Origin of the sequence: Chlorobaculum sp. 24CR, assembly GCF_004118635.1 — a bacterium.
In the GTDB taxonomy this organism is placed as follows: Bacteria; Bacteroidota; Chlorobiia; order Chlorobiales; family Chlorobiaceae; genus Chlorobaculum.
The window spans coordinates 1-3,677 of record NZ_SDGU01000083.1 but is presented as its reverse complement, the minus strand read 5'-3'; the positions used below and the strand labels follow the sequence as shown (position 1 = coordinate 3,677).

The following is a 3,677-nucleotide window of genomic DNA, read 5'->3' as shown; positions in this document are numbered from 1 at the left end:
ATACATTATGACTTTTATGAATATATGTGCTCAATTATTACACTTTTATCTTTAACGAAGCAGAGCTTCGGGGAATATATCCCATAGAGATTTAACGAAGCAGAGCTTCGGGGAATATATCCCATAGAGATTCAATGGCATTAAACGAAGTAAAATAGCGATAAACTGACACATGTTCATGGAAAGTCCCGACCTGTCGGGGCGTGGAGATCCATCTTGTGCGCCTTCGCTGACTTCGCATGGATTGCCACGTCGCTATGCTCCTCGCAATGACGGGGAATGAAGGCTGTTTGGGATTGACTTGATACTTAAAGCAAACGAATCATGAACCTCTCAGGAACAACCGCCGTCGTGACCGGATCGAGTTCCGGCATTGGCCTCGCCACCTGCCGCGCTTTGCTCGATGCCGGGGCTGTGGTGTTCGGCCTCAGCCGCCGCGAGACGCCCATCGCGCATGAGCATTTTCGTTGGATTCAGGCCGATGTTACCAGTGATGTTGCTATAGACGAGGCGTTCGATGCCGTGCTCGCACAGTTCGGTCGCGTCGATCTGCTGGTCAACAACGCCGGATTTGGCTTTTTCCGCGACATCGAGCTGATCGATCCGGCGGAGTGGCGGCGGCTCATCGACACCAACCTCACGGCCATGTTCCTCTGCTCGCGCAAGGTCGTGCCGTCGATGAAACAGGCCGGGCGCGGCATGATCGTCAACATCGGCTCGGTGGCGGGCAAGCGCGGCATCAAAGGCGGCACGGCCTACTGCGCCTCGAAGTTCGCGGTCAACGGCTTCTCCGAATCGCTCATGGAGGAGCTGCGCGAATTCGGCATCCGCGTGGCGTGCCTCAACCCCGGCTCGGTCGAGACCGGATTTTTCGACCATGCCGGTATCGAACCGAAAAAGTTCATGCAGCCGGATGATGTCGCCCGGCTCGTCGTTTCGCTGGTCGAACTTCCCGACGGCATGTTGCCCGATGAAATGACTGTCCGGCCATTGTAACTCATAACCTCGTATCGACTTATGTCATCCTCCGATCTTCACTTGCCCGTTCCCGGCCACCCCATCGCCGCCATCGCCACGCCGGTTGGCGTCGGGGCGCTCGCCATCGTGCGCATCAGCGGCGCGGGGGTGCTCGCCGTCGCCGACCAGGTGTTTCGCAAGGCGCACGGCGACGGCAAGCTCGCCGACGCCGCCGGTTACACCGCGCACTTCGGGCGGCTCCACGACGGCGAGGAGATGGTCGATGAGGTGATCGCGCTCGTTTTCCGCTCGCCGCGTTCGTTCACCTCGGAGGAGATGGTGGAGTTCACCTGCCACGGCGGGCCGGTGGTGGTGGGGCGCGTGCTGCGGCTCATGCTCGACCACGGCTGCCGCCTGGCCGAACCGGGCGAGTTCACCCGCCGCGCCTTCCTCAACGGGCGCATCGACCTGTTGCAGGCCGAAGCGATCGGCGAAATGATCCACGCCCGCACCGAATCGGCGTATCGCACGGCGGTGAGCCAGATGAAGGGCGACCTGTCGAAGCGGCTCGGCGAGTTGCGCGAGCAGCTCATCCGCTCCTGCGCTCTCATCGAACTCGAACTCGACTTCGGCGAGGAGGAGGTGGAGTTCCAGAGCCGCGCCGAACTGACTGCGCAAATCGAAGCGCTTCAGCGCGAGGTGAGCCAGCTCATCGACTCCTACCAGCACGGGCGGCTCGTCAGCGAGGGGGTCTCGACGGTCATCGCCGGAAAGCCGAACGCCGGTAAGTCCACGCTGCTCAACACGTTACTGGGGCAGGAGCGCGCCATCGTCAGCCACATGCCCGGCACGACCCGCGACTACATCGAGGAGTGCTTCATCCACGACAAGACGATGTTTCGCCTCACCGACACCGCCGGCCTGCGAGAGGCGGGCGAAGAGATCGAGCACGAAGGCATCCGCCGAAGCCGCATGAAGATGGCCGAAGCCGACCTGATTCTCTACCTCTTCGACCTCGGCGCGGAGCGGCTCGACGACGAAATCCGCGAAATCCACGAGCTGAAGGCGGCCCATCCCGAGGCGAAGTTCCTCGCCATCGCCAACAAGCTCGACCGCGCCGACAACGCCGACGCGCTTATCCGCGCCATCGCGGAGGGCACGGGCGCGGAGGTCATCGCCATCTCGGCGCTGAAGGGCGACGGCATCGACGCGCTGAAGCAGCACATGGGCGCGCTCACCAAAAACCTTGACAAACTGCACGAAGCGAGCGTACTCGTCACCAGCCTGCGCCACTACGAAGCATTGCGCAATGCCTCGGACGCCCTGCAAAACGCCCTCGAACTCATCGCTCACGAGTCGGAAACCGAACTCATCGCCTTCGAACTCCGCAGCGCCCTCAACTACGTCGGCGAAATCACCGGCAAGGTCGTCAACGAGGAGGTGCTGAATACGATCTTCGATCGGTTTTGTATTGGGAAGTGAAAATGGGGTGGGGGAATAAACAATTTCAGGAGAGATGTGAGCTATGGCGAATCAGGATCAGGTAGAGAGGTTGAAGCAAAATGTTGATGGATGGATCAAGTGGAGGATGGATAATCCAGAAATTCCTATTGATCTGTCCCAAGCTAATCTGAGACAAGCGCGCCTGTACAAAGCGAATCTGGCAGAAGCGGATATGGAAGGTGCGGTTCTGATCAAAGCTGATTTGAGACGAGCGTATCTGACAGGAGCGGATCTGAGAAAAGCCAACCTGTCCCAAGCAGATATGAGAGAAGCAAAACTGAGTGGCGCTGTCATTGATTCAAAAACAAAATTGCGCAGAGCAAAGGGTATTACTCGAGGCGTCAATGGCATCTACTCTCAGGGGACGAAAACGGCAGCCTTGATGAATATGACCCCTGAGGGGGACTCGATGCAGGGGTCCAGCGTGGAGGCGGTTCTCGAAAATCTCAAACATGCACGGCGGCTGCACTCAATCTCACTTCTTTTTGCAGGGGTCACGCTGTTGTCCTTTGTGCTTCATCGGGACAAGATCGCTGTTCCTTTCAATATCCTCAAGGACTCCATTGATGCTGTCACCTTTGCCGGTCTCTCCGTCATCATCTCGGCAACACTCATGCTGTTTGTTGCCATCTTTTTCAAGGCGGCGCTTGACGGAACCAAATACTTGACCACCCGAGACTCTGCGATGAAGGTCGGGCAGTTTCCATGGATTCTTTCGAAGTATGAAAAGAGAATAGCGCCAAAAATCATTTCGACCCTGCTCCGCATCATTCTCTGCTTTCATCCGTTCATCTTCCTTGCTGTACTTTTTTGGTCGGGCGCTTGGAAAAATTTTGAACAAATTCCAATCCTTCTCTATTCGCTTTATGCATTCATCCCGGTGCTTGTGTTTGCCTGTTCGTGGCTCTTTTGGCTCTCGCTCGGTTTTCTTCGGCCCATTGTCTTCGATGTCGTTGAAGAGGGCAAACGGCAGAGTGGCGAGGAGAAAATCGCCAGCGCGATCAAGGAGCAAACAGCGAAAATCGATGAGCTGCTGAAGCTTCTGCAAGAGAGGGATAGCGGTCAACGAGGGAGTGCGTAACGCAATTTTTACCTTGCTACATCCCGTTTTGGGCCTGAGTTTTAATAAAGGATCCTCGAAGCAGAGCTTCGAGGTATTTAGAAGAGTTGGAGCTGCTGTGAATGCAACTTTTTATACTCAATTTCTCGACCTTGAC

3 protein-coding genes are annotated in these 3,677 nt (G+C 56.8%); all 3 read left to right on the top strand.

What is annotated here, in order from left to right; translation table 11 throughout:
• The first annotated feature begins 324 nt into the window (after positions 1-324).
• Genes EST62_RS12460 through EST62_RS12450 form a run of 3 tightly spaced genes read left to right on the top strand, consistent with a single transcriptional unit; the run spans position 325 to position 3,541 of the window.
• A complete protein-coding gene (locus EST62_RS12460; protein WP_129052392.1) occupies positions 325-996 on the top strand; it encodes an SDR family oxidoreductase in 672 nt (223 codons plus the stop codon).
• Between the two features lie 21 nt (positions 997-1,017).
• Positions 1,018-2,439 carry a tRNA uridine-5-carboxymethylaminomethyl(34) synthesis GTPase MnmE gene (gene mnmE / locus EST62_RS12455; RefSeq protein ID WP_129052391.1) on the top strand — a complete coding sequence of 474 codons (1,422 nt, stop codon included), beginning with the start codon at positions 1,018-1,020 and terminating at the stop codon, positions 2,437-2,439.
• 43 nt (positions 2,440-2,482) lie between these two features.
• Positions 2,483-3,541, top strand: coding sequence for a pentapeptide repeat-containing protein (locus EST62_RS12450; RefSeq protein ID WP_129052390.1), 1,059 nt, complete (start codon positions 2,483-2,485; stop codon positions 3,539-3,541).
• The last annotated feature ends 136 nt before the right edge of the window (positions 3,542-3,677 follow it).